Raw genomic sequence first — 23,989 nt, 5'->3', positions numbered from 1 at the left:
TAATTTACAATATAATTTAGAATTAGTTCCTTTATGTTAGATATTTTGGTGAATAAACTTGGCCCGTGAACTGAGCCAACAGGATGCGCTGTGAGCGAGAATGCAAAGACAATGGAGGTTGCGGTCTGGCGCGGATCGGGGGATCGGGGCGCCTACCAGACCTTTTCCGTGCCTGCCCATGACAACCAGACCGTGCTTGATGTCGTAAGCTGGATCCAGCAGGCGGTCGATCCGTCGCTGACCTACCGCTATGCCTGCCGTGTCGGCATGTGCGGCTCTTGCGCGATGATGGTCAACGGCCAGCCGCGCTGGACCTGCCGGACGCATGTCAAGCGCGTGCTGGCGGATGGCAGGTTGCAGATCGGTCCCCTGCGGAATCTGCCGGTGATCAAGGACCTGGTGGCGGACATGGACCCGTTCTTCGACAAATGGGTCAAGGCGGGCGGCGTCCACAAGCCCAGCCGAACGCGCGAGGAACCGATTCAAGAGGTCAGCCCCGACGATCCGGGCCGCGTCGTCGCGAATACGGCGATCGAATGCATCAACTGCTCGGTCTGCTATGCGGCCTGCGACACGGTGGCGGGCAATCCCGATTACCTCGGTCCGGCGGCGCTGCAACGCGCCTGGACGCTGTATAACGACGTCAAGGTTCAGGACCGGCAGTCCGTCCTTGATGCCGTCACCGGCACCGGCGGCTGCATGAACTGCCATTCGCAGGGCAGTTGCACGCGCTTTTGCCCCAATGAGCTGGACCCGCTGAGCGCCATCGCCGGGCTGAAGCGCGCCGCCGCGCGGTCGTTCCTGAAGGGGAGGGGATGATGCTTGATCTTCGTTACTACATGGCGCAGCGGCTGAGCGCGATGGTCATGGGGCCGCTGGTTCTGGGGCATCTGGCCGTCATGATCTATGCCATCCAGGGCGGGCTGAGCAGCGCCGAGATCCTGTCCCGCACGCAGGGCAGCATCGCCTGGTTCCTGTTCTACGGCGCTTTCGTCGTCGCCGTCTCGATCCACGCCGCCATCGGGTTGCGGGTGATCGTGCATGAGGTCACCGGCCTCGCGGGGCGCTGGCTTGAGGTCTTTACCTGGGGCACGGGCGCCGCCTTGCTGTTCATGGGGGCACGCGCCGTTCTGGCCGTGACCATGCCATGATGGTCAGGCCGCATCGCAGGCATCCGCTGTGGCTGGCCTATATGCTGCATCGCCTGTCGGGCCTGGCACTGGCGCTGTTCCTGCCCGCGCATTTCTACATGCTGTCGCTGGCGCTGACGCGACCCCGGCAACTCGACCACTTCCTTAGCCTTGCCGACAACCCGTTGGTGAAGCTGGCGGAATTCGGGCTGGTCTTTCTGCTGGCGGTGCATTTCTTCGGTGGGCTGCGCCTCTTGGCGCTGGAGTTCCTGCCCTGGTCGCCGCGCCAGAAAAGCCTGGCCGCCGGGGCGGTGGCGGGCGCCTTCCTGATCTCTGCAACCTTTCTTCTGCGGGCGGTGTGAACCATGCCATTGAAATTCGACATCGAACGGGATGAGACCGACATCCTGATCCTCGGCTCGGGCGGGGCGGGGCTGTTCGCTGCGCTGCACGCCCAGCAAAGCGCGCCGCCGGGCACCCGGATCACGCTGGCCGTCAAGGGACTGATCGGCAAATGCGGCTGCACGCGCATGGTGCAGGGCGGCTATAACGTCGCGCTTGGCGGCGGCGACACGGTCGAGCGCCACTTCATGGACACGATCAACGGCGGAAAATGGCTGCCCAACCAGGACATGGCCTGGCGGCTGTGCGAGCAGGCCGTGGTCCGCATCCGCGAATTGGAAAACGAGGTCGGCTGTTTCTTCGACCGCAACCCCGACGGCACGCTGCACCAGAAGGCATTCGCCGGCCAGACCGCCGACCGCACCGTCCACAAGGGCGACCTGACCGGCATCGAGATCATCAGCCGCTTGATGGAGCAGGTGCTGGCCCGTCCCATCGCCAAATTGCAGGAACACCGCGCCATCGGGCTGATCCCGACCGCCGACGGCACGGCGCTGTCGGGGGTGCTGTTCATCGACATGCGCACGGGCCGCTTCCGCTTTGTCCGCGCCAAATGCGTGATGATGGGCACGGGCGGCGGCCCGACCATGTACAAGTATCATACGCCCTCGGGCGACAAGACGATGGACGGGCTGGCGATGGCCCTGCGCATCGGCCTGCCGCTGCGCGATATGGAGATGGTGCAGTTCCACCCCACCGGCCTGTTGGCGGGCGACCATACCCGCATGACCGGCACCGTTCTGGAAGAGGGTCTGCGTGGTGCGGGCGGACAGTTGCTGAATGCGCGCGGCGACCGCTTCATGTTCGATTATGACGCGCGGGGCGAACGGGCCACGCGCGATGTGGTCAGCCGCGGCATCTATGCCGAGATGCGCAAGATGAACGACCCCAGCCAGGTCGGCATGTTCATCTCGATGGGCCATCTCGGGCCGGATAATGTGCGCCGCAAATTCGCGGGCATGGTCAAGCGTTGTGCCGACAGCGGCTTCGATCTGGCGGCGGGCAAGGTGGAGGTGGTGCCGACCGCGCATTACTTCATGGGCGGCGTGGTGGTCGATCCCGACACCCGCACCGGGATGGAGGGGCTGTATGTCGCGGGCGAGGATGCGGGCGGCGCGCATGGCTCGAACCGGCTGGGCGGCAATGGCGTGGCGAACTCGACCGTCTTTGGCGGTATCGCGGGCGATGTGATGGGCATGGATGTGCGCCGCATGTCGCTGCGCGATCCCGATAAGGCCGTGCTGGCCGCCGAGATCGAACGCGCCTGCCATCCCTTTTCGCGCCCCGCCGCGCCGATCCAGCCGCTGCGCCACAAGTTGCAGGAAGCGATGTGGGAAGATGTCGGCGTCATGCGCACCGGCCCCGGCTTGCAGCGCGGCCAGAAGCGCATCGCCGAGATCCGCGACGAGTTGATGGAAACCGGTGTCGATCCGGCCAATCTGGCCTTTAATCTCACTTGGCATGACTGGCTGAACATGGCTTCGCTGGTTGAGGTGTCCGAGGTCATAGCAAAGGCGGGCGAATTGCGTGAGAACTCTCGCGGGGCGCATTACCGCGAGGATTTCCCCGAAAGCGGCGATCTTGAGACTTCGTATTTCACCCTCGCGCGGAAAAGCGGCGATGACCTGGTGCTGAGCCGCGAACAGGTCGCCTTCACCATCGTCCGGCCGGGCGAGACGATCCTGCCCGCGCATGAACCCGAAACGCTGGTCGCCGCGCAATAGCCAATCAGGAAGGAAGCGAACGTGATACCGATCAACCTGATCCAGTCCACCGCCGAGGATCTGATGGCCAAGGCCGCCATCGAGATCCCCGAGGATTACCTGCAAGGGCTGCAAGCCGCCGCAAAGACCGAGGACGGCGACCTGTCCTCTTTCGTCTTGCAGGCGATGCTCGAGAATTACGAGGCCGCCAAGCAGGACCGCCGCGCCATGTGCGGCGATACCGGCACCCCGCGCTGGTATGTCAAGATGGGCAACGACACCCGCATCGAAGGCGGCCCCGTCGCGCTGGAGGAGGCCTTGCGCCGCGCCACCGCCAGCGCCACGAACGGCGTGCCCCTGCGCCCCAACCGGGTGCATCCGCTGTGGCGCACCGACCATGACAACAACGTCGGCATCGGCGCGCCGGAAATCGAATATGGCTATGAACCGGGCGGCGAATGGATCGACCTGATTACCGTCCACAAGGGCGGGCTGTTCGGGACCGATTACCGGATGCTGTTCCCCTCGGACGGGATTCAGGGGATCAAGCGGTTCTATCTGGACAGCCTCGTGGCCTTTGGCAAGCGCGGGCTGGCCTGCCAGCCGGCGATCATCGGCATCGGCCTGGGCGGCTGCAAGGACAGTTGCATGGTGCTGGGCAAGCGCGCCGCCTGCCTGCGCACGGTGGGCGACCGCAACAGCGACCCGCGCATCGCCGCGCTTGAGGAAGAGTTCAAGGAGCTGGGCAACTCGATCGGCATGGGCGCGATGGGCTTTGTCGGCAAGAACATGGTGATCGATACCCATATCGAGGTCGGATATTGCCATACCGGCGGCATGCAGATGTCGGTTCATGCTTTCTGCCTGTCCTCGCGCCGCGCCGTGGCCCGCATCTTCCCCGATGGGCGGGTCGAGCATCGCACCGATCCCGACTGGTTCACCCCCTATCAACGCCGCGAGACCGTGGGCTGGGATGTGACCCAACAGCCTGCCACCACGGAGGCCGCCGAATGAAACCGCGTGAAGTCATCCTGTCCACCACCCCCACGCCCGAGGAAATCGCCGCCCTGCGCCTGGGCGACATCGTTTATCTGAACGGGCTGATGTATACCGCGCGCGAAGGCGTCTATATGCGCGCGCTGGAAGACCAGGCCAATATCCCGATGGAGCTGCCCTCGCAAAGCGCGGCGAATTTCCATTGCTCGCCCGCCGCCACGATCCGCGAGGACGGCAGCTTCGACATGGGCGCAGTGACCGCCACCGCCAGCTTTCGCTTTGCCAAGTGGCTGCCCGAATGGATGGCCAGGACCGGCGCCAAGCTGATCATCGGCAAGGGCGGCATGTCGTCCAGGGACTACAAGGAATATTTTGTCCCGAACGGCGCGGTCTACCTGTCCACCGTGGGCTATGGCACCGGCGCGCTGCTGGGCCGCGGGGTCGAGAATGTCGAGGCCGTGCATTGGAACGAGGAACTGGGCCTTGCCCAGGCGATGTGGGTGATCCGCTGCAACCGGATGGGACCGTTCCTGGTGGCCTCGGACCTTGAAGGCAACTGCCTGTTCGAGCGCGAGAACGCCAAGATCGCCGAGAACCTGGCCCGCGTCTACGAAGGCACCAGGCCCGCCGTTCTGAAACGCTTCGGCGAGACCGACGACCGCCGGGACGAATTGATCGGATGAGACAGCTTGCCGTCTCGATGCCCGGCACCCTGCGGCTGCTGTTTCCGGGGCTGGTCTCGGCGGTCACGGTGGCGCTGGCGGCGAAGTTCATCTCGGAACATTACGGCGCGCCCGTGATGCTGATGGCGCTGCTGCTGGGCATGGCCTTGACTTTCCTTGCCGAAGCCGGATCGGCGGCGGAACCAGGCATTGAATTCGCCGCCAGAAAGCTGCTGCGCTTCGGGGTGGCGCTGCTGGGGCTGGGGATCACGGTGCAGCAGATCGCATCGGCCGGGATCGGGGTGGTGGTCGTGACCTTCGCCGGGGTCGCGCTGACGGTCGGGGCGGGGGTGGTGCTAGCGCGGATGCTGGGCCGTTCGCTGCCCTTCGGGCTGCTGACCGGCGGCGCGGTGGCGATCTGCGGCGCCTCGGCGGCGCTGGCGATTTCCTCGGTCCTGCCCAAGACCGATGCGAACCACGAGCGCGACACGATCTTTACCGTCATCGCCGTCACCGCGCTTTCGACGCTGGCGATGATCCTCTATCCGATCATCGGCGCGGCGCTTGGCCTGTCCGACCACGCGATGGGCGTGTTCTTCGGCGCGACGATCCATGACGTGGCGCAGGTGGTCGGCGCAGGCTATTCGGTCTCGGACGAGGCGGGCGCGGCGGCAACCTTCGTCAAGCTGCTGCGCGTGGCTTTGCTGGTGCCGGTCGTGGTCGCCCTGTCGCTCATCTTCAAAAGCCGCACGGCGGGGCAGGGCGGCGCGCTGCCGATCCCGTTCTTCGTGATCGGCTTCGCCGCGCTGGTGCTGCTCGGCAGCGCCGATATCATCCCGGCGCAGGCGACCGCGATCCTGCTGGAACTGTCGCGCTGGTGCCTGATCACGGCCATCGCCGCGCTTGGCATGAAGACCTCGCTGAAAAAGCTGGGCGAGGTCGGCGGCGGCGCCATCGCCATCGTTTGCGGCCTGACCGTGCTGCTGGCGGTTTTCGCGCTATGCGCCATTCACCTGCTTGATATCTGACGCCCCCCCGAAAGGAGCATCGCGATGTTCATCGACATGCGGATCTACACGCTGAAGAACGGAAATGTCCCCAAATTCCTGAAGCTATACCAAGAGGAAGGGCTGGCCGTGCAGACCCGCATCCTGGGCAATATGGTCGGCTATTACTTCACCGATATCGGGCCGCTGAACCAGGTCGTCCACATGTGGGGCTATGACAGCATGGACGACCGCTGGACCCGCCGCAAGGCGTTGCAGGCATCCGAGGAATGGCAGGCCTATGCGGTCCAGATGCGCCCGCTGGTCGATCATATCGAGAACAAGATCCTGATCCCCGCACCTTTCTTCAAACCGGCTTGAAGCCTGCCGGAGGGGCGGGTGATCCGCCCTTTTCAGAACATCTCGCGCAGCGCCAGCGCCATGCCCGAGGCGAACATCACCAGAATCAGCAGGCGGCGGAATTGCGAATCGCTCAGCCGGTGAAAGAGCGCGATGCCTAGTTGTGCGCCGATCACCGTGCCCGGCAGGGCCAGCGCGACCAGCAGCAGGGTTTCGCGGTCGTAAAGGCCCTGCAAGGCGAACAGCACGATGGCCCCGCCCAGGATGCCCACGTTATAGGGTTGCAGCACCGCGCGGGTTTCGCCCTTGGGCCAGGGGCGCATGGCGCACCACATCGTCGGCAGCGCCCCCGACAGCGAGGCCGCACCGCCCAGGACGCCGCCCAGAAAGCCGATCCCGCCATCGATGGCGGGCGTCGGCCTGTCGAAATGCGGCAATGAGCGGCGCAGGGTGAAGAACCCGCCATAGGCGACCATGAAACCGGCGATCGTCAGCTTCAGCGCCGTCGCGCTGATCACGTTCAGCAGCGTGACCCCCAGCGGCAGCCCGATCAGCCCCGGCAGCAGGAACAGCGCCAGCCTGCCCGGACGGTCGCGGATTTCGCGCCGCACGGTCCACAGCCCTTGCAACCCGCTGACCACCGACATGACGACCACGACCGCCACGGCCTGCGGCGGCGGCATGATCTGCAACCACAGCCCCAGCGAAAGCAGCGCGGTGCCGAATCCCGCCAGACCGTTGATGAAGCCTCCGGCAAATGCACCGGCAAGAAGCACCGCGACGAATTCCGCTGTCATGTCGTTTCGCCTCTTCCATATCTCGAAGGGGGTGAATGCGCCGGGGGGCGACAGATTTTCTTACATGAACATGAAGTTTTTATTATAATATTCATGTAATCTTTACATTGCCCCTGTTCGGCGGCAATCGCAAGCCCGTCCGCTGCTGCGGCGCTCAGGCGATCCGGTCGATGGTTTCGGGCGAGAAGGTTCCCACTTCGACCGCGCGCTCCATCGCGCGGGCGATCTCGCGGATGACGCGGCTTTTCGTGCTGTCCTTGCGCTGGACCAGCCCCAGGTGCCGCGCGGGACCGCCCTCGGGGGCCAGTGGAATGCGGCGCAGGGCGGGCGGGCTGGCGATCCTGACGCAGGAATCGGGCACGATCGAGACGCCCAATCCGGCCAGCGCCATGCTGTAGATCGCCTCAAGCCCGGCCAGCTCCATACTGTCGCTTACGGATATGTTGTTGGCCAGCAACCATTTCTCGATGATCGAGCCGACCACGGCATCGCGCGAGAACCGGATGAAGGGGTGTTCCTTGAGTATCCGCACCGGATCGTCGTCCCGAACCTTTTGCGAACAGATCAGGACCAGCCTTTCGGCGGCGACCGGGTGCCAGATCAGACCGCGCGGCAGCATGTCGGGCTTGGAGATCAGCGCGCCGTCCAGCGCATTCCGCTCGACCTGATGGATCAGGGGGATGGAAAGGCCCGGAAACAGCCCGACGCGCAATTCGGGACATTGCGCTTTCAGCATCGCGGTCGCGAAGGGAACCAGTCCGGTCAGGGTCGTGGGCACCGCGCCAAGGCTGAAATCGCCCTTCAACCCGTCGTCGCCAAGGACCGAGGGCACGATGTCGTCATAGGCGCGCACCACCTCGCGCGCCTTGGCCAGCAAGGCGCGTCCGATGGGCGTCAGTTCCGGCGTGCGGGTCGAGCGGTCGAAGATCGCGACCTGCCATTCCGCCTCCAGCGCGCGCATCTGCTGGCTGACGGCGGCATGGGTGACGAAAACCGCATCCGCCGCCGCGCTGAAGGTGCCGTGATCGGCGACCGCGATCAATGTCCTGAGCATTCGAATCGTCATGGCAGCCCCGTTTCCCCAACCCGAAAATCATGCAGTTTCCCTTACACTTTCGGCAAGTATTATTTATTTGAATTAGCCAGTCTTTCGATCAAGGATTGCCAGGCTGCATTCGGCAAAAGGGGGAACGAATGGCCAGTATCGGGTTCATCGGGCTTGGACGCATGGGCAGCGCCATGTCGCGCAAGCTGATCGAGGCCGGACATGATCTGTGGGCCTTCGATCTCGACCCCGCGGCGGTCGACCGGATCGCCGGGGCAGGCGGACACGCCGCCGCCAGCGCGGCAGAGGCTGCCCAGGGCCGCGATTTCGTCGTGACGATGCTGCCCAACGGCCCGGATGTCGAGGAAGTGCTGTTCGCTGCGCCCGGCGTGGCGAATGCGATGGCAAGGGACACGCTTTACATCGACATGAGCACGGTCGCCCCCGAGGCGACCGACGCGATTGCCGGGCGCCTGTCGGCGATGGGGATCCGCATGGTGGATGCGCCCGTCGGCGGAACCTCGGAATTCGCCGAGCGCGGACAGTTGCTGATCCTTGCCGGTGGCGATCCGCAGGATGTCCAGGCGGCCTTGCCGGTATTCGACGCGGTGGGCCGTGAAACGATCCATTGCGGACCGGCAGGGGCGGGAACGCGGACCAAGCTGGTCAACAATTACATGTCCACGGTGCTGAACGCGCTGACCGCCGAGACGCTGGCCTTTGCCGAGGCCGCCGGGCTTGACGTCATGCGCACGGTCAAGGTCCTGGCCGGGACCACGGCGGGCAAGGGTTTCCTGACCGGCGCCTATGATCGCAAGATCTTCAGCGGGGATATCTCGCCCGAGTTCGGGTTGGCGCTGGCGTCGAAGGATCTTGGCCTTGCGCTGGCATATGCCGCCGGGCTGGACGTTCCCCTTGGGGTCGGGGCGGCGGCCAGCCAGGTCTATGCCATGTCGCGGGCGGATGGGTTCGGGCCGAAGGATTGGTCCGCCGTTCTGGAAACGCTGCGGCTCAGATCGGCGCTGCCGGCAAGGACCTTCGACGACTAGGGATGGCGGCCTTTGCGGCTGCTGATCGCCCGGCGGGTCAGGGCACGAGCACCAGCTTCGGCGCGGCGACGGCATTGCCGTGAATGTCGCGAAAGGCGGCGGCCCCTTCGTTCAGCGGGCGCGTCTCGGCCCAATCGCATGGCCCAAGGCGCCCGTCGAACAGGGCTTGTGCGCAATCGCGGAAATCCTGCGCGGTATAGGTATAGGTGCCGATGAAGGTGATCTCTTGCAGGGTCATGCGGCGGATGTTCAGCCCCTCGGTCGGCTGGCCCAGGCCGATGTGCAGGATGACCCCGCCCGGCGCGACCAGATCCGAAGCCGTCTGGCGTGTCGCCGCGAAACCTGCGGCATCGACGACCAGATCGGGCGCGGCACCCGTGGGCGCGCGTTCCAGCATCGTGAAGCGGTCGATTTCGGACAGGCGCCGGCGGCGGGCGGGGTTCGGCTCGACGATGGCGATATCGGCGCTGCCCATCGCCCGCGCGGCCAGCGCCGCGCCGAAACCGATCGCGCCGCCGCCCAGGATCAGGACGCGGGCGGGCGTGCCATCCAGCACGCGATGGGCCAGCCTCAGGGCGTGCCATCCGCAGGCGAGCGGCTCGACCATGCAGGCGGCGGTGGCGGGCACATGGTCGGGCAGGGCCACCAGGTTGCGCTCGGGTATGCGGACCAGTTCTGCGAAACCGCCCTCTCGCGGGGGCATCGAGATGATCTGCCGGTCGGGGCAGAGATTGTCGCGCCCCGCGCGGCAGGCCGGGCAGGCGCCGCAGGTCGCCAGCGGGTTCAACGTGACGCGCTGGCCCGTGCGGGGACCGCTGGCGACGGTGCCCGCGACTTCGTGGCCAAGGATCAGCGGCGCGGGCCGCCGCTCGTCATGGCCCAGCCATGCGTGCATGTCCGAGCCGCAGATGCCCACGGCCTCGACCCGCACCAGCGCCTCGCCCTTGCCGGGGACCGGGTCGGGCATGTCGCGCATTTCAAGCGTTTCGGTATCGGTATAGACAAGCGCCTTCATTTCGCGGTGAACCCCCCATCGACCATGAGTATCTGCCCCGTCACATAGGCCGAGGCGTCCGAGCAGAGAAACAGCAGCGGCCCATCCATGTCCTCGGGTTCGCCATTGCGGCCGACGCAGGTCTGCGCGGCATTGCGTCCGGCAAGGGCGTCGTCCGCGAAAATGGCGGCGGTCAGTTCCGTGCGGAAGAAGCCGGGGCCAAGCGCGTTGGCGGTGATGCCGTCGCGCGACCATGCTTCTGCCATCGCGCGGGTCAGTTGCGCGATCCCGCCTTTCGAGGCGCCATAGGCGATCCCCGCCGCAAAGGCGCGGCTGGATTGCAGCGAAGCGAAATTGACGATCCGCCCCCGGCCCTTTTCGCGCATCCCCGGCACCAGCGCCTGCGCCAGAAAGAAGGGGGTCGAGAGGTTCAGCATCAGCGTCAGGTCCCAGCCCCGCGGCGTCACCTTGTCGGCATGTTCGCGGGTGTTCACGCCCGCCGCGTTGATCAGGATCTCGGGCGCGCCGAAGGGTCGGGCAGCCTGCGCCGCGATCCCGGCAATGGCGTCGCGGTCGGCCAGATCGGCGGCAAGGGGGTGGATGCGCCCCTCGCCCTGATCGGCCAGCGCGGCCAGTTCGTCCTTGCGCCGGGCGATGGCTATGACCTTCGCGCCGCGCCGCGCCAGCGTCAGCGCGGCCTGGCGCCCCAGGCCGCTGCTGGCGCCGGTCACGCAGGCCACGCGGCCGGTGACGGAAAACAGGTCCCGTTCCATGTCAGCCACCCGCGCCCAGATCGAATTGCGTATCGGGGAAATATTTTTTCAGCCGGATATCGGCGGTCCGGGCGTGACCCTCCATCCCTTCAAGACGGGAGATGCGCGCGGTTGCTTCGGCAATCGGGCGGGCGCCGTCGCGGGTGGCGCGCTGCCAAGTGACCACTTTCATGTATTTATGGACCGACAGTCCCCCGGTATAGCGCGCCGCCCCCGAGGTCGGCAGGACGTGGTTCGGACCCGACGCCTTGTCGCCGAATGCGACGGTCGTTTCCTCGCCCAGAAACAGCGAGCCGTAGCATTGCAGCCGGTCCAGCCACCAGTCCAGGTCCGCGGCCTGCACCGTCAGGTGTTCGGGCGCGTAATCGTCCGACGCCGCGGCCATTTCCTCGCGGTCGGCGCAAAGGATCACCTCGGCATAGTCGCGCCATGCGGCTTCGGCGTTCTTGCGGTTGAGTTCGGGCAGCGCGGCGATCAGTTGGGGAACCAGGTCCATCACGGCGCGGGCAAGCGGCTGGTGGTCGGTGACCAGCCAGACCGGCGAATTATAACCGTGTTCCGCCTGACCGACCAGATCGGCGGCGACCACCATCGGGTCGGCGCTGGCATCGGCAAGGATCAGGCTGTCGGTCGGACCGGCGAACATGTCGATGCCGACCCGTCCGAACAGGATCCGCTTGGCCTCGGCCACGAACTGGTTGCCGGGGCCGACCAGGATATCGGCGGGCGGACTGCCGAACAGCCCGAAGGCCATAGCCGCGACCCCCTGCACGCCGCCAAGCGCCAGGATCCGGTCGGCGCCGCACAGATCCGCCGTATAGACGATGGCGGGGTTCAGCCCTGCGCCGGGGCGCGAGGGCGAACAGGCGGTGATGTCCCGGCAACCCGCGACCTTGGCGGTCGTCACCGTCATGATCGCCGATGCGACATGGCTGTAGCGCCCGCCCGGCACATAGCACCCGACCGAGCGACAGGGGATCGAACGCTGGCCGGTCGTCAGCCCCGGCATCAGTTCGACCGAGAAATCGCGCAGCGAATCCTTTTGCGCCTGGGCAAAGCGGCGCACGTTGTCATGGGCGAAGCGGATGTCGTCTTGCAGCCTTTGCGGAACCCGGGCCTTGGCGGCGTCGATCTCGTCGCGGCTCAGGACGATGTTGCCGTCGTATTTGTCCAGATCCAGCGCATATTTGCGGGCGGCCTCCTCGCCGCCCTTTTCGATGTCGTCAAGGATCTTCTGGACGATCCCCCGCGTCTCGCCGGCGTCGCTGGTCGCGGTCTTGGGCGCTTTTTTCAGGTAATGCACAGCCATGTTCTTCGGTCCTCTGTGGTTGGCCTCTGGCTTGCGTCCGCGCGGATCAGCCTGCCGCGGTGCGGTTTCTGCCTTTCGACCGTATGTAAGCGCTTTCATAAATCCGGCGCAAGCCCCTTTGGGATCGGTTCTGGCCAAACCATGCGCTTGCTGCGAAATTGAACGGCAAGCCGGAAGGTTCAGCGAGGATGTTGGTTTGAGCGAAAAAACGACCCATGCCACCGTGGATGACGTGGCCGCGCTTGCGGGGGTGTCCACGGCGACCGTCTCGCGCTGCCTGAACGCGCCCGAGCGGGTGATTCCGGCGACCCGCGAAAAGGTCATGGCGGCGATCCGCACCTTGAACTACACGCCGAATTTCGGGGCGCGGGCGCTGGCCTCGCGCAGGACCGGGATCATCGGCGCGGTCGTGCCGACGCTGGAAAACGCGGTTTTCGCCCACGGGATCGAGGCGTTCGAGCAAGCCTTTCCGCCCGGTAAGTTCGCGCTTCTGATCGCGTCCTCGAGCTATGATCCGCAGCGCGAAAGGGAACAGATCGAGGCGCTGGTCGCGCGCGGCGCCAGCGGGCTGATGCTGGTCGGTTTCGACCGCGACCCGGCGGTCTACGAATGGCTGAAAAACCGGCGGGTGCCCTATGTTCTGGCATGGGCCAGCGGTGATTCGCGGCCCTATGCGGGTTTCGACAACGAGGCGGGCATTGCCGAGATGGTCGGCATGGTCCTTGAACTGGGCCATACCGAGATCGCCATGATCTCGGGCATGACCGAGGGCAACGACCGGGCGCGGGGCCGCCTTGAGGGCGCGCGCCGCGCGCTTGCAGGGGCCGGGCTGGATTTTCGCGGTGTGGCCGAAGTGCCCTATGGGCTGGAAACCGGCGCGCGCGCGTTCGAGGACCTGATCGCGAATCACCCTGTCACGGCGGTCATATGCGGCAACGACGTGCTGGCTGCGGGGGCCTTGCGCGCGGCGCATCGCATGGGTTTGCGTGTGCCCCAGGACGTGACGATCACGGGCTTCGACGATATCGACATCGCCTCGATCACCCATCCCGAACTGACGACCGTGCGGGTTCCGCACCGTCGGATGGGCAGCGAAGCCGCACGGCTCTTGCAGCAGCTCATCGACGGAAAAGAGGGCGAAAGCGTGCTTTTGCCGACCCGCCTCATGGCGCGCGGCACCCATGCGCCGCCCCGGCGAAAGGACCTTTCCGCGCCTGCGTGATTCTTGCCGATGGGGGCGGGGTGCGCGCCGGTGCCGGAACCGCCTTTCGATTGCAACTGGCTGGAATAAATATGAAATAACGATACGCGGCGCTGAATTTTCCGTGTGTCTTCCCTTGCCGAAAGAAAAAAGATTGACTGGCTCCTTTACCTATGTAATCGCTTACATAGAGATGGGAGGAGAAGAATGTCACGCAAGACAATGGTTGGTGGCGCGACGATCGTCACGGCCCTTGCCCTTTGGTATCTGACCACCTCGGTCACGCAGATGATCTCTCCGGGGCGGTTTCCGTCGCCCGGCGATACATGGGATGCGTTCCGCCAGATCACCGGCACCGGCTATGCGAACGGCGTGCTGCTGGATCACGTCCTGCGCTCGGTCATGCTGGTCAGCCTGGGCTTTGTGGTCGCGGTCTGCACCGGCGTTCCCTTGGGTCTGTGGATGGGGTGGAGCCGCAGGGCCGAGGCGCTGATCAATCCGGTCTTTCTGATCATCCGCCCGATCCCGCCTCTGGCCTGGATTCCGCTGGCGATCCTGTGGCTGGGGCTGGGGGATGCGGCGAAAATACTGGTGATCTGGTTCGCGGCCTTCGTCCCTTCGGTCATCAACGCCTATACCGGGGTGCGCAACCTCGACCGGACGCTGATCGAGGCCGCGAAGATGCTGGGCACGCCCTTCCTGACCTTCGTGCGCGAGGTGCTGCTGCCCGGCGCAAGCCCGATGATCTTCACCGGCTTGCGCCTGTCCTTGCAGGCATCCTGGACCACGCTGGTCGCGGCGGAACTGGTCGGTGCGATGACAGGCTTGGGGCGGGTGCTGAACGCGGCGCAGCAGGACCTGTATCCCGGCATGATCCTTGTCGGCATGATCGCCGTCACGCTTTGCGGCTGGCTGATGACCGCCGCCCTTGGCGTGGCCGAGCGCCGCGCGCTGTCGTGGAACACCGCGACGCAGGCGAGGGACTGAGGTAATGCGGATTTTCAACACCACCAACAACCTGCTGCTGGGCCTGATCGGATTTTCCGCCTTTCTGGGGGTCTGGACGCTGCTCAGCGTCTCGGGGCTGATCCCCAGCCTGTTCCTGCCCTCGCCGCTGGCGGTGATCGAGCGTTTCATCTATCTGCTGGACCACCGCTTCGCAGGCGGCACGCTGCTTGACCACCTTGGGGCCAGCATGTTGCGTTTCGCGGGCGGCTTCGGGCTGGCGGTGGCGGTGGGCGTGCCGCTGGGCCTGCTGATGGGCTGGTTCCGGCTGCTGGACGATATCGTGACGCCGCTCTTTGACGCGGTGCGCTTCATCGCGCCGATCGCCTGGGTGCCCTTTGCCGCGCTGTGGTTCGGCACCGGCATCGGCGGGCCGATCATGATCATCTTCGCGGGCGCGTTTCCGCCCTGCCTGATCAACGCCTATCGTGGTGCGAAATTCGCCGACCCCCGCCTTATCGAGGCCGCAAGGATGCTGGGCACCCCCGACCGGCGCATGATCACCGAGGTGCTGCTGCCCTCGGCGGTGCCCTCGATCATCGCCGGGCTGCGGATTTCGGCGGGGCTTGGCTGGCAGTCGCTGGTCGGGGCCGAGTTGATCGTGGCCTCGACCGGGATCGGCTACATGATGGTGCAGGGGCAGGGGAACGTTTCCACCACTACCGTCATGGCCGGGATGATCGGCATCGGCATCATCGGACTTATCATCGACGTGGTTCTGCGGCAGGTCGAAGAGGCCATCCTGCGCCGCCGGGGCCTGTCGGCATGAAACGGAAGGAATGACCGGATGGGAGAGATCCGCTTCGACGATGTCGGCCGCATCTACGGCGACAAGACCGGGGGGTTCGAGGCGCTGAAGGGCGTGAACCTCGAAATCGCGGACAAGGAGTTCATGGCCGTCGTCGGTCCCTCGGGCTGCGGCAAGACCACCTGCCTGCGCTTCGTCGCGGGCTTCGACAAGCCGACTTCGGGGACCGTCAGCGTCGATGGCGTCAGGGTCGCCAGCCCCGGCCCCGACCGCGCGGTGGTGTTCCAGCAATACGCGCTGATGCCGTGGAAGACCGTGCGCGAGAATATCGAGCTGGGCCTGCGCAACAAGCGCGTGCCCAAGGCCGAGCGCGCCGACCGCATCCAGCGCATCCTGGCGCTGATGAACCTGACCAGCTATGCCGACGCCTTTCCGCATCAGCTTTCGGGCGGGATGCAGCAGCGGGTTTCCATCGCGCGGGCCTATGTGCTGGACCCCGAGGTCCTGCTGATGGACGAACCCTTCGGCGCGCTGGACGCCCAGACCCGCGTCGTCATGCAAGAGGAACTGGTCCGCCTTGCCCGCCGCAATCCGCGCACGGTGATGTTCATCACCCATGCCGTCGAAGAAGCCGTTTATCTGGCCGATCGCGTGGCCATCATGGCCCGCCAGCCGGGCCGGGTGAAGGAAATCGTGGACATCCGCACGATCCGCGAGGCCGAGCGCTGGGACGACCACGAAAAGATCGAGGACGTGATGGATCTGGAAAGCTTCGTCCACCTGCGCACGCAGATCTGGCGAAGCCTGCGCGAGGAAAAGGCGATGGAGATCGCCTGACCCCGTGCCCCCGTCACCCTGGACAATAACCCGTATTCAATTCTTGGGAGGAAGAAGATGAAGACCGGAATTTCCGCAGCCCTCGCGCTTGCGCTTACGGGCGGGATCGCCCATGCCGAGGCGATCACCGTCAGCTATCAGCCCTCGCTCTACTGGGCCTTGCCGTTCCATGTCGCGACCGAAAAGGGCTGGTGGGCCGAGGTCGGGCTTGAGCCGTCCTTCGTGACCTTCCCCGCGGGCGCGCCGCAGATCGCGGCGGCGCAGGCGCGGGACTGGGACGTGGGCGGGACCGGCTCGGTTCCCGCGATCCTTGGCGCGTCGCGTTTCGGACTGAAGACCATCGGCCTGACCAATGACGAATCGCGCACCAACGCGATCATGGCCCCGGCGGATGAGATCGAGGCGGTGAAGGCCGACCCGGGCCAGATCACCAGCCTGCTGCTGACGACCAACTCGACCGTGGATTATACCGCGCGCGCCTGTCTGGAAAGCTGGGGCGTCGAACCCGGATCGGTCGAGTTCGTCAATCTGGCGCAGGCCCAGATCATTTCCGCCGTCATCAGCGGCAACGGCCGTTTCGCCGGTGTCTGGGCGCCGAACACCTATACGCTGCAAGAACGGGCGGGCTACGATTACCTTTGCTCGGGCGCGGATGCGGGTGCCATCGTTCCCGGTGCGCTGGTCGCGCGCGAGGATTTCGCCGCCGAAAACCCCGAAGCCATCCAGAAGTTCCTGGCCGTCTATCTGAAAAGCATCAACTGGATCAAGGCCAACCCCGATGAAGCGACCGAGATGCTGGTCGATTTCTATTCCGAGGGCGGGGTCGAGATTTCCGAGGCGGGCGTAAGTGCCGAATTCGAACTGCGCCCGATCTTCACGCTGGACGAACAGGTGGCGATGATGGCCCGCGACGATGGCGCGTCCGATGTCGATGGCTGGATGACGCAGATCGCCGAGTTCATGACCAGCGTGGGCACGATCCCCACGGCCCCCGAGGCGGGCGATTACATCGACCCCAGCCCCATGCTGGCCGTCGCGGCGGATCAGGCGCTGTCCGATTTCGTCAACGCGGAATAAGCAGCCTGCCAAGGGGTTTGGCCGGGAATCTCCGGCCATCGCCAGCCGAATGACCGGCAAGACGGAACCATTCGGGTAAAGCCACGAATTAGTCTTGTATAAGACATCTTATACATGATAAATATCAACCACGGATTTGATGCTGCCATCAAAAAAAGGAGGAGCAATTGGGCATTCCACAACTTCTGGTCCACGACCATGAGGACAACGTCGGCGTCGTCGTCGTCGAAAACCTTTCGGCGGGAACCGAGATGCTTTGCGTCGTCACCCACGACAATTCGGATTTCCGCCTGACTGCGAAGGCCGATATCCCCATCGGCCACAAGGTCGCGCTGAAGCCGCTGAAGGCCGGCGATACCGTGATCAAATACGGCGAGGATATCGGCAAGATGGTCGGCGATGCCGAGGTCGGACAGCATGTCCACACCCACAACTGCAAAACGAAACGGTGGTAAGTCATGGCTCTTGATTTCAGCAATACGACCGTCAAGGCATGGCGCCGCGAGAATGGCCGCGTCGGTGTGCGCAACCATGTCCTGATCCTGCCCGTGGACGACATTTCGAACGCCGCCTGCGAGGCGGTGGCCAACAACGTCAAGGGCACGATGGCGATCCCGCATGCCTATGGCCGGCTGCAATTCGGCGAGGATCTGGACCTGCATTTCCGCACCATCATCGGCACCGGCGCGAACCCCAACGTCGCCGCCGTCGTCGTGATCGGGATCGAACCGGAATGGACGCAGGTGATCGTCGACGGCATCGCCAGGACCGGCAAGCCTGTCGCGGGCTTTTCCATCGAGCAGAAGGGCGATTTCGAGACCATACGCCAGGCAAGCTGGAAGGCCAAGGAATACGTCCACTGGGCGACCGAGTTGCAAAAGGAAGATTGCCCGATCAGCGACCTGTGGATCTCGACCAAATGCGGCGAAAGCGACACGACCACCGGCCTGTCCTCCTGCCCGACCGTGGGCAACATGTATGACAAGCTGCTGCCGCAGGGGATCTACGGCTGCTTCGGCGAGACGTCCGAGATCACCGGGGCCGAACATATCTGCGAAAAGCGCGCCGCCAACCCCGAGGCGGCGGCGAAGTTCAGGCAGATCTGGCAGGCCTATCAGGATGACGTGATCTTTGCCCACCAGACCGACGACCTTTCGGACAGCCAGCCGACCAAGGGCAACATCCTCGGCGGCCTGACCACCATCGAAGAAAAGGCGCTGGGCAACCTGGAAAAGATCGGCCGCACCTCGACCTATATCGATGCGATGGGTCCGGCCGAGGCGCCCGCAAAGGGGCCGGGGCTTTACTTCATGGACAGTTCCTCGGCGGCGGCGGAATGCGTCACGCTGATGGCGGCGGGCGGCTATGTCATCCACACCTTCCCGACCGGGCAGGGCAACGTGGTCGGCAACCCGATCGTTCCGGTCATCAAGATCTCGGGCAACCCGCGCACCCTGCGCACCATGTCCGAACATATCGACGTGGACGTGACCGGCGTTCTGACGCGCGAGATGACCATCGACCAGGCGGGCGACGCGCTGATCGAGATGATCATCCGCACCGCGAACGGCCGCGCCACCGCCGCCGAGGCGCTGGGGCATCGCGAATTCTCGATGACCAAGCTCTATCGCAGCGCCTGAGCGACCGGTGATATGAACGCCAGCCCTGATCGGCAGGGCTGGCGGATGCGCTTGGCCCCGGCCTTCGCTTGCAGCCGCCTGACGTGGCAATTCAAACGCGGCAAGAACAGGGCGGCACCTGCCCGCAATCTTTCCAGCCGTGAAGGATATGGCTGTGGACGGTTATCACGCCTGGACCCGATCCAAATGACGAAACCAGCAAACCAGATGCAATCGCCGGCTCGCAGGATCTTCTGGACGCCGGCCGGACCGAAACTGTTTCCCGGCATCGCGGTCTCGCTTCTTGTCGCGGTTGCGGCGCAGTTCCTGTCCGATCATTACGGCGCCCCCGCGATGCTGATGGCGCTGCTGATGGGGCTGGCGTTGAACTTCCTGGCCGAGAACGGCACGCGGACGCAGGCGGGCGTCGAATATGCGGCGCGCACGGTGCTGCGGCTGGGGGTCGCGCTTCTGGGCGCGCGGATCTCGGTCGGGATGCTGACCGATCTGGGCGGCGCGATGATCCTTCTAGTGATCGGCGGTGTCGTGGCGACCATCCTTTTCGCCCTGATCGCCGCGCGCTTCTTTGGCCGCGGCTGGCGGATGGCGCTGCTTTCGGGCGGCGCGGTGGCGATCTGCGGGGCCTCGGCGGCAATGGCCATTGCCGCCGTCCTGCCCAGGACCGACAAGTCCGAGCGCAACCTGGCCTTTACCGTCATGGGCGTCACGGTGCTGTGGTCGGCGCGGGCTTTTCTGTCAGCCCCGAGGTGGGCGAGACCGCGACCGTGGTTAAGCTGATTCGCGTCGCCATGCTGGCCCCGGTGGTGCTGGTCTTTTCGCTGGCGATCCGCGCGCGCGGGCTGGATGGTGGCGAGGGCGGCGGACGTCCGCCTCTGCTGCCCGGTTTCGTCGTAGGTTTCCTGGTTCTGGCGGCGGTGAACTTGTTCGGTCTCATCCCCGGCCTTGTTGCCCATGCCGCCGAGGAACTCAGCCGCTGGGCGCTTCTGACCGCCATCGCTGCGGTCGGGATCAAGACCTCGCTCGTGCGGATGATGGAGGTCGGCGGCAGCGCCGTCGCCCTGATCGTGGCCGAGACGGTCTTCCTTGCCGCCACCATCCTCTTTGGCCTTCACCTGCTTGGGTAAAGGCGCAAGGTTCCGCCGCGCGCCATTCCCGGTGGATATGAACCGGGCCGATCCCGTAGGCGTGCCATGCTAGGGCCGCGCCGAGGATGATCCGATCTCTGCGTTCATTCGGAAAAGGGCGCGGTGGATTCGCGGACGATCAGGGAAAAATCCACCTTCTGATGCTTCAACGGGCTGAGTCCGGCCAGAAGGTCGACCAGGTATTTTCCTGCCCTGACCCATATTTCATTGGTCGGCATATGGATGGTGGTCAGGCTGGGTTGCAGATGGCGGCTCCATTCCAGATCGTCGAAGCCCACGATGGAAAGCTGATCGGGAACCCGGATGCCTTGCCGCATCGCTGCCAGCATGACGCCATAGGCGATCACGTCATTGCCGCAGATCACGGCGGTTGGGCGATCCTTGTCGAACAACAAGGCGCGTGCGGCGTTGCCGGCGTCATCCAGCGTATATTCCACATGCAGCAGCCATTCGGGACGCAGGGTGGTTCCGCTTTCGGCCAGACCATCGATCACGCCACGCAGCCGCGCTTGCGCACGGTCGTTGTTGCGCTGATGGGCGGCCACGACGGCGATCCGGCGGTGACCCAGCCCGGTGACGTAGCGCGCCAGGACCCGCCCCGCCTCGGCATTGTCGGTCCCGATGGAAGGGTAGGGCTTGTGCGGCTCGTAGACGCCGACATTGACGAAGGGGATCGCCTTGGCGGCCAGCAGGCGGCGCAATTCCGCATGGCGTTCGTCGCCGCGCAGGATCAGCGCGTCGACGCCGCGCTCGATCAGGTTGCGGGCCTGTTTCAGCTCGGTTTCCAGATCATACTGGTTCGTCGCCAGCAGCAGCAGATAGTCCTGCGTCGCCAGATAGCCTTGCAGCGCCTGAATGCCCTGCGCGAACATGGCGTTGTCTATCGTCGGCACGATGGCCCCGATGGTGCGGGTCCGTCGCGACGAAAGAGCGCGCGCCGAAGCATCAGGAATGTAACCGATTTCTGAGATAACGCGGGCAATACGATCACGCAGATCGGCGCTGACACGCTCGGGTTTGTTCAGCGCACGGGACACCGTAGCGGTCGAGACATTGGCGTGACGTGCCACATCTCTTATGCCCACACTGGCTTTCTGGCTGTTTTTTCTGTTTTCCGCATGTTTGGACATGATCAATCTCCCAATCGGGGATTATTCCGATACATGTCCGTTTGCACAAGTCTTGCCATGTGGTGAAAGCGACATTGACGATTCGCGGCATCGCTGATATGTAACCGGTTACTAGCCGTTTGGGAGGACGGCGGAGGAGGAGAGGCATATGTCCATTCGCCAACTGGCCGGCGGCCGGGGCCGAGCATCGCGTCAACCTGCTGCTGGACGACGTGGCCGACTTGGTGATGGGTGCTGATTGGCCCGATCCTGCCGCGATGTTCGCGGCGCTTGAAGCCGCGACCCGCATCCGCGCCTTGCAATGCGGCGAACCGGGACCGTTTCGGCAGGTCATCGCGGCGCTGGATATCGCGGCCTGGGATCTGGTCGCGCGGCGGGCTGGCAGGCCGCTCGCGCGGATGCTGGCGGCGGATAGCGGCCTGCGGGTGCCAGCCTATGCCAGCGGTATCCATGTCGATGCAGCGGGCCACGAGATACCTCGCGCCCGCGCCTTGGGTTTTTCCGCCTTCAAGGTCAAGGTGGGCTTTGATACTGGAACGGAACCGCAAAAGCTCGCGGCGCTGGCTGCCGGACTGCGACCGGGTGAACGCCTTTTCGCTGATGCCAACCAGGCGTGGGATGTCGATCAGGGCGAGAAATTCCTGCGCAATATCACGCCCCTTGGCCTAGGCTGGATGGAAGAGCCGATCCCTGCCGATGCCTTGCCTGCCGACTGGCAGAGGCTGGCAAGTCTCGGCGTTCCGCTGGCCGGTGGCGAGAACATTGCCGGAGCGGCGGATTTCGCGCAGGCACTGGCTGCGGGGGCGCTGCAATTCATCCAGCCGGATGTCGCCAAATGGGGCGGCGTGACCGGCTGTCTTGCCGTCGCGCGGCAAGCCTTGGCGGCAGGGCGAACCTATTGTCCGCATTTCCTGGGTGGCGGTATCGGATTATTGGCCTCGGCCCATGTTCTGGCGGTGGCAGGCGGGCAGGGTGTGCTGGAGGTGGACATCAATCCCAATCCGCTGCGTGATGCGATCTGCCCGATGGCGGAGAATATGCGCGGTGGATTGTGGCACGTCCCGGACCGCGCGGGGCTGGGTATGGCCGAATTGCCCGAAGCGGTCACCGCCTACCTGACGCATGAGCGTGAAGTCATGGCCTGCGGGTAGTCCAATCATGCCTTGGCGATGGCCGGCAAGTCACAGCCGCACGGATCGGCACAAGATGATCTTGGGCGGATCATCGCGGTGCTGGAACCGGGCCGCGACAGATGCCGTGCGCATGGCCGCGTGATGAAAGGACAGGCACCGGGCAGCTTTTATGAAGCACCTGACGAAGAACCACGCTCAAGCCGCGCCGAGGATGAAGCGCGCGGCCTTTTCCGCGATCATCAGCACCGGCGCGTTGGTGTTGCCGCTGGTGATCGCCGGCATCACGCTGGCATCGACGACGCGCAGCCCCTCGATCCCGCGCAGGCGCAGCCGGGCGTCCACCACCGCGCCCGCATCGTCCGCGCGGCCCATGCGGGCCGTGCCGGTGGGATGGAAGATCGTCGTCGCGATATCGCCCGCCAGCCGCGCCAGTTCCTCGTCGGTCTGGTATTCCGGGCCGGGCCTGAACTCCTCGGGCCGGTATTTCGCGAAGGCGGCCTGCGCCACGACCTTGCGCACCTGCCGCAGGCTTTCCGCCGCGATCCGGCGATCCTCGTCGGTGGACAGGTAGTTCGGCGCGATCAGCGGCGCATCGCCTGCATCGCCGGAACGAATACGCACATGGCCCCGGCTGGTCGGGTTCAGGTTGCAGACGCTGGCGGTGATCGCCGGGAAGGGGTGCAACCCCTCGCCAAAGGCCTCCAGGCTCAGCGGCTGGACATGATATTCCAGGTTGGGCCAGGGCTGGCCGGGGTCCGAGCGGGTGAAGGCGCCAAGCTGGCTGGGCGCCATGCTCATCGGGCCGGACCGGCGCAGCAGGTATTCCAGCCCGATCCTGCCCTTGCCGAAGATGCTGCCCGCCAGCGTGTTCAGCGTCTTCGCCCCCGTCACCTTGTAGACGGCGCGGATCTGCAAATGGTCCTGGAGATTCTCGCCAACGCCGGGCAGGTCCCGGACCACCTCGATGCCGTGTTCGCGCAACAGCGCGCCCGGCCCGATGCCCGACAGTTGCAGGATCTGGGGCGTGTTGACCGCCCCCGCCGACAGGATCACCTCGCGCCGCGCGCGCAGGATCGCCCCGCCCCGCAGCAGGACGCCGGTGCAGCGCGGGCGGCCGTCCGCGCCGGTTTCAAACAGCAGGCGATGGACATGGGCTTCGGTCCGCACGGTCAGGTTCGACCGGGATTTCGCGGGCCGCAGAAAGGCCTTCGAACTGTTCCAGCGCCAGCCCGAGCGCTGGTTGACCTCGAAATAGCCCACGCCGGAATTGTCGCCGCTGTTGAAGTCGTCGCTGCGGGGGATGCCGGCCTGCACCATTGCTTCGGCGAAATCGTCCAGCACATCCCAGCGCAGGCGCTGCTTTTCGACCCGCCATTCGCCGCCATGCCCGTGCAGGTCGGAGAATCGGCTGTTGCCGCCGGTCGCGGGATCGGCGCCGCCGTCCAGCCGGTAATGATCCTCATGCGCCTTGAAATCGGGCAGGCTGTTTTGCCAGTTCCAGGCGGTGTCGCCGGTGGCCTCGGCCCAGCCGTCATAGTCGCGCGCCTGCCCGCGCATATAGATCATGCCGTTGATCGAGGAACAGCCCCCCAGCGTCTTGCCGCGCGGATAGCGCAGCTTGCGCCCGTTCAGGCCGGGATCGGGTTCGGTCTCATACAGCCAGTCGGTGCGCGGATTGCCGATGCAATAAAGATAGCCGACCGGGATGTGGATCCAGTGATAATTGTCGCGCCTGCCCGCTTCCAGCAGCAGCACCCGGCGCGAGGGATCCGCGCTCAGCCGGTTGGCCAGCAGGCAGCCTGCCGAACCTGCGCCGATCACGATATGGTCGAATGTATCCGCGGACATGCGCCCCCTCCTCCTTGGT

General features: G+C 65.2%; 24 protein-coding genes and 1 pseudogene. 18 read left to right on the top strand and 7 right to left on the bottom strand.

Features of this window, described 5'->3' with window-relative positions; translation table 11 throughout:
- The first annotated feature begins 90 nt into the window (after positions 1-90).
- The 8 genes from Q0O97_RS07280 to Q0O97_RS07245 are packed head-to-tail and all read left to right on the top strand — an operon-like array spanning position 91 to position 6,260.
- Positions 91-819 carry a 2Fe-2S iron-sulfur cluster-binding protein gene (locus Q0O97_RS07280; RefSeq protein WP_294926719.1) on the top strand — a complete coding sequence of 243 codons (729 nt, stop codon included), beginning with the start codon at positions 91-93 and terminating at the stop codon, positions 817-819.
- Positions 819-1,151, top strand: a complete 333-nt coding sequence (locus tag Q0O97_RS07275; protein ID WP_366125246.1) for a succinate dehydrogenase — start codon at positions 819-821, stop codon at positions 1,149-1,151. Before Q0O97_RS07280 ends, Q0O97_RS07275 begins: the two co-directional genes overlap by 1 nt.
- Complete coding sequence (gene sdhC, locus Q0O97_RS07270) at positions 1,148-1,492, top strand: succinate dehydrogenase, cytochrome b556 subunit (RefSeq protein WP_294926715.1); 345 nt, start codon at positions 1,148-1,150, stop codon at positions 1,490-1,492. Before Q0O97_RS07275 ends, sdhC begins: the two co-directional genes overlap by 4 nt.
- Positions 1,493-1,501: 9 nt before the next feature.
- Entirely contained in the window at positions 1,502-3,256 is a 1,755-nt protein-coding gene (locus tag Q0O97_RS07265; protein ID WP_294926809.1) for an FAD-binding protein, read from the top strand.
- A 21-nt stretch (positions 3,257-3,277) separates the two neighbouring features.
- Positions 3,278-4,249: a fumarate hydratase gene (locus tag Q0O97_RS07260; protein ID WP_294926713.1), complete on the top strand. Its 972-nt coding sequence runs from the start codon at positions 3,278-3,280 to the stop codon at positions 4,247-4,249.
- Complete coding sequence (locus tag Q0O97_RS07255; RefSeq protein WP_294926711.1) at positions 4,246-4,914, top strand: fumarate hydratase C-terminal domain-containing protein; 669 nt, start codon at positions 4,246-4,248, stop codon at positions 4,912-4,914. Before Q0O97_RS07260 ends, Q0O97_RS07255 begins: the two co-directional genes overlap by 4 nt.
- The gene (locus Q0O97_RS07250; RefSeq protein WP_294926708.1) at positions 4,911-5,921 is read left to right on the top strand and encodes a putative sulfate exporter family transporter; all 1,011 of its coding nucleotides are present in this window, start codon (positions 4,911-4,913) and stop codon (positions 5,919-5,921) included. The genes Q0O97_RS07255 and Q0O97_RS07250 overlap by 4 nt, the downstream gene beginning before the upstream one ends.
- A 24-nt stretch (positions 5,922-5,945) precedes the next feature.
- On the top strand, positions 5,946-6,260 hold the full coding sequence (locus tag Q0O97_RS07245) for an NIPSNAP family protein (protein ID WP_294926706.1): 315 nt from the start codon (positions 5,946-5,948) through the stop codon (positions 6,258-6,260).
- A 32-nt stretch (positions 6,261-6,292) separates the two neighbouring features.
- Here the strand turns inward: Q0O97_RS07245 and Q0O97_RS07240 are convergent, their stop codons facing one another.
- Both Q0O97_RS07240 and Q0O97_RS07235 read right to left on the bottom strand, forming a co-directional pair.
- Positions 6,293-7,036, bottom strand: a complete 744-nt coding sequence (locus Q0O97_RS07240) for a sulfite exporter TauE/SafE family protein (RefSeq protein WP_294926704.1) — start codon at positions 7,034-7,036, stop codon at positions 6,293-6,295.
- A gap of 154 nt (positions 7,037-7,190) precedes the next feature.
- Positions 7,191-8,102 carry a LysR family transcriptional regulator gene (locus tag Q0O97_RS07235; RefSeq protein ID WP_294926702.1) on the bottom strand — a complete coding sequence of 304 codons (912 nt, stop codon included), beginning with the start codon at positions 8,100-8,102 and terminating at the stop codon, positions 7,191-7,193.
- Between the two features lie 128 nt (positions 8,103-8,230).
- Between Q0O97_RS07235 and Q0O97_RS07230 the strand changes: the two genes are divergently transcribed.
- Positions 8,231-9,130: an NAD(P)-binding domain-containing protein gene (locus tag Q0O97_RS07230; protein ID WP_294926700.1), complete on the top strand. Its 900-nt coding sequence runs from the start codon at positions 8,231-8,233 to the stop codon at positions 9,128-9,130.
- Positions 9,131-9,167: 37 nt separating this feature from the next.
- Here the strand turns inward: Q0O97_RS07230 and Q0O97_RS07225 are convergent, their stop codons facing one another.
- Genes Q0O97_RS07225 through hisD form a run of 3 tightly spaced genes read right to left on the bottom strand, consistent with a single transcriptional unit; the run spans position 9,168 to position 12,206 of the window.
- Positions 9,168-10,145, bottom strand: coding sequence for an alcohol dehydrogenase catalytic domain-containing protein (locus Q0O97_RS07225; protein ID WP_294926698.1), 978 nt, complete (start codon positions 10,143-10,145; stop codon positions 9,168-9,170).
- Positions 10,142-10,897, bottom strand: coding sequence for an SDR family oxidoreductase (locus Q0O97_RS07220; protein WP_294926696.1), 756 nt, complete (start codon positions 10,895-10,897; stop codon positions 10,142-10,144). The genes Q0O97_RS07225 and Q0O97_RS07220 overlap by 4 nt, the downstream gene beginning before the upstream one ends.
- 1 nt (position 10,898) lies before the next feature.
- Positions 10,899-12,206, bottom strand: coding sequence for a histidinol dehydrogenase (gene hisD / locus Q0O97_RS07215; protein WP_294926694.1), 1,308 nt, complete (start codon positions 12,204-12,206; stop codon positions 10,899-10,901).
- 196 nt (positions 12,207-12,402) lie between these two features.
- Between hisD and Q0O97_RS07210 the strand changes: the two genes are divergently transcribed.
- The 8 genes and pseudogenes from Q0O97_RS07210 (at position 12,403) to Q0O97_RS07175 (ending at position 19,838) form a co-directional block, all read left to right on the top strand.
- Positions 12,403-13,428 (top strand): LacI family DNA-binding transcriptional regulator, encoded by a 1,026-nt coding sequence (locus Q0O97_RS07210; RefSeq protein ID WP_294926692.1) that lies wholly within the window; start codon positions 12,403-12,405, stop codon positions 13,426-13,428.
- A 186-nt stretch (positions 13,429-13,614) separates the two neighbouring features.
- Complete coding sequence (locus Q0O97_RS07205; protein ID WP_294926690.1) at positions 13,615-14,394, top strand: ABC transporter permease; 780 nt, start codon at positions 13,615-13,617, stop codon at positions 14,392-14,394.
- 4 nt (positions 14,395-14,398) lie between these two features.
- Positions 14,399-15,181 (top strand): ABC transporter permease, encoded by a 783-nt coding sequence (locus Q0O97_RS07200; RefSeq protein ID WP_294926688.1) that lies wholly within the window; start codon positions 14,399-14,401, stop codon positions 15,179-15,181.
- Positions 15,182-15,199: 18 nt separating this feature from the next.
- Positions 15,200-15,997, top strand: coding sequence for an ABC transporter ATP-binding protein (locus Q0O97_RS07195; protein ID WP_294926686.1), 798 nt, complete (start codon positions 15,200-15,202; stop codon positions 15,995-15,997).
- Between the two features lie 57 nt (positions 15,998-16,054).
- Positions 16,055-17,074, top strand: a complete 1,020-nt coding sequence (locus Q0O97_RS07190) for an ABC transporter substrate-binding protein (RefSeq protein WP_294926684.1) — start codon at positions 16,055-16,057, stop codon at positions 17,072-17,074.
- A 167-nt stretch (positions 17,075-17,241) separates the two neighbouring features.
- The gene (locus Q0O97_RS07185) at positions 17,242-17,529 is read left to right on the top strand and encodes a UxaA family hydrolase (RefSeq protein WP_294926682.1); all 288 of its coding nucleotides are present in this window, start codon (positions 17,242-17,244) and stop codon (positions 17,527-17,529) included.
- Positions 17,530-17,532: 3 nt separating this feature from the next.
- Positions 17,533-18,714, top strand: coding sequence for a UxaA family hydrolase (locus tag Q0O97_RS07180; RefSeq protein WP_294926680.1), 1,182 nt, complete (start codon positions 17,533-17,535; stop codon positions 18,712-18,714).
- A 207-nt stretch (positions 18,715-18,921) separates the two neighbouring features.
- Positions 18,922-19,838: pseudogene (locus tag Q0O97_RS07175) on the top strand (putative sulfate exporter family transporter).
- Positions 19,839-19,942: 104 nt separating this feature from the next.
- Here the strand turns inward: Q0O97_RS07175 and Q0O97_RS07170 are convergent.
- Positions 19,943-20,989: a LacI family DNA-binding transcriptional regulator gene (locus tag Q0O97_RS07170; protein WP_294926677.1), complete on the bottom strand. Its 1,047-nt coding sequence runs from the start codon at positions 20,987-20,989 to the stop codon at positions 19,943-19,945.
- A 227-nt stretch (positions 20,990-21,216) separates the two neighbouring features.
- On the opposite strand from Q0O97_RS07170, the gene Q0O97_RS07165 reads away from it, so the two are divergent.
- On the top strand, positions 21,217-22,140 hold the full coding sequence (locus Q0O97_RS07165; RefSeq protein WP_294926675.1) for an enolase C-terminal domain-like protein: 924 nt from the start codon (positions 21,217-21,219) through the stop codon (positions 22,138-22,140).
- Between the two features lie 177 nt (positions 22,141-22,317).
- Here the strand turns inward: Q0O97_RS07165 and Q0O97_RS07160 are convergent, their stop codons facing one another.
- A complete protein-coding gene (locus Q0O97_RS07160) occupies positions 22,318-23,970 on the bottom strand; it encodes a GMC family oxidoreductase N-terminal domain-containing protein (RefSeq protein ID WP_294926673.1) in 1,653 nt (550 codons plus the stop codon).
- Positions 23,971-23,989: the final 19 nt, after the last annotated feature.

It is taken from the genome of uncultured Paracoccus sp., from assembly GCF_945915435.1.
Lineage (GTDB): Bacteria > Pseudomonadota > Alphaproteobacteria > Rhodobacterales > Rhodobacteraceae > Paracoccus.
This window is presented reverse-complemented; position numbering and strand designations above follow the sequence as displayed.

What these genes read in the sequence shown, in the direction of transcription:
- Q0O97_RS07275 (WP_366125246.1), top strand. Translation starts at nt 819, where the DNA reads ATGCTTGATCTTCGTTACTACATGGCGCAGCGGCTGAGCGCGATGGTC.
- sdhC (WP_294926715.1), top strand. Translation starts at nt 1,148, where the DNA reads ATGATGGTCAGGCCGCATCGCAGGCATCCGCTGTGGCTGGCCTATATG.
- Q0O97_RS07255 (WP_294926711.1), top strand. Translation starts at nt 4,246, where the DNA reads ATGAAACCGCGTGAAGTCATCCTGTCCACCACCCCCACGCCCGAGGAA.
- Q0O97_RS07250 (WP_294926708.1), top strand. Translation starts at nt 4,911, where the DNA reads ATGAGACAGCTTGCCGTCTCGATGCCCGGCACCCTGCGGCTGCTGTTT.
- Q0O97_RS07245 (WP_294926706.1), top strand. Translation starts at nt 5,946, where the DNA reads ATGTTCATCGACATGCGGATCTACACGCTGAAGAACGGAAATGTCCCC.
- Q0O97_RS07240 (WP_294926704.1), bottom strand. Translation starts at nt 7,036, where the DNA reads ATGACAGCGGAATTCGTCGCGGTGCTTCTTGCCGGTGCATTTGCCGGA.
- Q0O97_RS07235 (WP_294926702.1), bottom strand. Translation starts at nt 8,102, where the DNA reads ATGACGATTCGAATGCTCAGGACATTGATCGCGGTCGCCGATCACGGC.
- Q0O97_RS07230 (WP_294926700.1), top strand. Translation starts at nt 8,231, where the DNA reads ATGGCCAGTATCGGGTTCATCGGGCTTGGACGCATGGGCAGCGCCATG.
- Q0O97_RS07225 (WP_294926698.1), bottom strand. Translation starts at nt 10,145, where the DNA reads ATGAAGGCGCTTGTCTATACCGATACCGAAACGCTTGAAATGCGCGAC.
- Q0O97_RS07220 (WP_294926696.1), bottom strand. Translation starts at nt 10,897, where the DNA reads ATGGAACGGGACCTGTTTTCCGTCACCGGCCGCGTGGCCTGCGTGACC.
- hisD (WP_294926694.1), bottom strand. Translation starts at nt 12,206, where the DNA reads ATGGCTGTGCATTACCTGAAAAAAGCGCCCAAGACCGCGACCAGCGAC.
- Q0O97_RS07205 (WP_294926690.1), top strand. Translation starts at nt 13,615, where the DNA reads ATGTCACGCAAGACAATGGTTGGTGGCGCGACGATCGTCACGGCCCTT.
- Q0O97_RS07200 (WP_294926688.1), top strand. Translation starts at nt 14,399, where the DNA reads ATGCGGATTTTCAACACCACCAACAACCTGCTGCTGGGCCTGATCGGA.
- Q0O97_RS07195 (WP_294926686.1), top strand. Translation starts at nt 15,200, where the DNA reads ATGGGAGAGATCCGCTTCGACGATGTCGGCCGCATCTACGGCGACAAG.
- Q0O97_RS07190 (WP_294926684.1), top strand. Translation starts at nt 16,055, where the DNA reads ATGAAGACCGGAATTTCCGCAGCCCTCGCGCTTGCGCTTACGGGCGGG.
- Q0O97_RS07180 (WP_294926680.1), top strand. Translation starts at nt 17,533, where the DNA reads ATGGCTCTTGATTTCAGCAATACGACCGTCAAGGCATGGCGCCGCGAG.
- Q0O97_RS07170 (WP_294926677.1), bottom strand. Translation starts at nt 20,989, where the DNA reads ATGTCCAAACATGCGGAAAACAGAAAAAACAGCCAGAAAGCCAGTGTG.
- Q0O97_RS07165 (WP_294926675.1), top strand. Translation starts at nt 21,217, where the DNA reads ATGGGTGCTGATTGGCCCGATCCTGCCGCGATGTTCGCGGCGCTTGAA.
- Q0O97_RS07160 (WP_294926673.1), bottom strand. Translation starts at nt 23,970, where the DNA reads ATGTCCGCGGATACATTCGACCATATCGTGATCGGCGCAGGTTCGGCA.